2 protein-coding genes are annotated in these 2,010 nt (G+C 24.2%); both read right to left on the bottom strand.

Going from position 1 to position 2,010, the window contains the following annotated elements:
- Positions 1–48 precede the first annotated feature (48 nt).
- The gene (locus tag Q0F58_RS19235) at positions 49–744 is read right to left on the bottom strand and encodes an MBL fold metallo-hydrolase (RefSeq protein ID WP_294379674.1); all 696 of its coding nucleotides are present in this window, start codon (positions 742–744) and stop codon (positions 49–51) included.
- 19 nt (positions 745–763) lie between these two features.
- Positions 764–1,480, bottom strand: a complete 717-nt coding sequence (locus Q0F58_RS19230; RefSeq protein WP_294379671.1) for a hypothetical protein — start codon at positions 1,478–1,480, stop codon at positions 764–766.
- Between the last annotated feature and the right edge of the window lie 530 nt (positions 1,481–2,010).

The following is a 2,010-nucleotide window of genomic DNA, read 5'->3' as shown; positions in this document are numbered from 1 at the left end:
CTACATATTATATTCTCTTAATAACCAGTGCATATTCTCTAAGAAAATTTAAACATAATTCACCTTAACAACATTAAAGCCTTCATTTTCAGCTTTTTCAACAAGTTCATCACAATCAATATGCATACAATATATATTTGATCGTCTATCTTTAGGAATTGTTTCACACAACATTCTCAAAGAAGTATGTACATTCCCTTCATAGTCTCCAAGACATGTATCTTGATAAAATTCATCAATATTATATTTGTCTATAACATCTGAAACCCCATTGCAGTCTCCACTATACCAAATTGTTTTATGTTTATAATATATAATATATCCATAACATTGAAAATCACTTCTATGTTTAACTTTTATAGGCCTTATCTTTGCAAATCCTATGTTCGTATCTTCTTCCAGATTCAGTCTTATAAAATTATAATCGCTGCTCTCAACATTTCCAAGAATTTTTAATAAATTTCTAAGTTCATCATCAGGATAATATACATCAGCTACAATATGTTTTATATAATAACAGTAATACAACAGACTACTTAAACTTCCACAATGATCAGAATGAACATGAGTTATTATTATGCTCACACTTTCTATACCATTAAGAATATTGCTTTTTACAATTCTCTCAAAAATTCCTTCTCCACAATCAATCAATAACAAATGTGATTTTTCTATTATATAAGCTGAATTGTTTCCTTCTTTTACATTAAAAGCTGAACCTCTTCCTAAAAACCTTAATAACATATTATGCCTCCTTAAAAATTTAGTCTATTACAATTCTTTCTTCAATATTTTCAAATTCTTTTTTAGATGTTTTATATAGATGTATCATACATATCAAGTTAATGACTGGAATAAACATACATATAATATTTCTTACAGAATGCTTTCTTATATTCTTAGATCCTATAGACAATCGAAGTACTCCATTTACAGATAATATTACTACTATTCCACACAATATAGATACCACAGTTATCATATATACAGCTATAACAACAAAAGGTATTGAAAATAAAAAGAAAAAGGGTACTATTAAATATACAAGGGATACAATTCCAGACATAATGGAAACATATAATCCCCCAATTATTGGAATAGAATATATACAACATGAATATATTGAATATTTCATGAGCTTATTTCCATAAAATATACTTTTTTCTCCTTTCTCATACCTATCTTTAATATCTTTCAGTATCTTAGGAAATATATTTATTTTTAAAAATATAAATACTAATATTACAAAAATCTCTATTCCTATGATTCCAAATAAAATCAATGTTAAAAAATTAAATTTTTCCTCCACAAGGATTTTAAGAAATACCATTGGATAAAATATTAGAAATATTGGAACAAATAAAATTCCAATATATGCTGATAATTCACATTTAAGAATATGAGTTTTTCCACATATAATAGCATACGTCAAAAAAGACATTGCTAATAATGCAACAATAAAAATTAACGTGTATATCATGTTTTTCCCTCCAAATTCTATACATATATCTATATTCATGATTGTAACTTATAAAAGATTTATTTGAATATTTTTATATATTTTCATATTAACATAAGCATATATTCGTTCAATATAATATATTGTTATTTAAAACCCTTCTTTAACCACTTTTGTAATCTTTGTAAATACGTTCAATATATTGTTATTTAAAACAAAGAAATGTTATATCTCCAATGAATATATACCACATTGTAATTATGAAATATCCACATTTACATAATATGTTCCAAGATCAAATTGTATTTCTAACTTTTTCTTTATTTTACTTCAAATTCCACATATTCTTCAACTTTATTTATGCAAAATAAGATATAATAAATTTACAAAACTTCAATATTAACTTATAACTTATGTTACTAAATAGATCTTTCATAAATTTTTAAATGTATCAAGTGTACATTATTCATTAGAATATATATTCCAATTAACAATGTACAATGGACAATTGACAATGAATAGCCAAATCTTTTCAAGATTTCTTTAATATT

It is taken from the genome of uncultured Clostridium sp., assembly GCF_934754915.1.
GTDB lineage: Bacteria > Bacillota > Clostridia > Clostridiales > Clostridiaceae > Clostridium.
The sequence above is the reverse complement of the archived record's forward strand: the minus strand, read 5'-3'. Positions and strand labels throughout refer to the sequence as shown.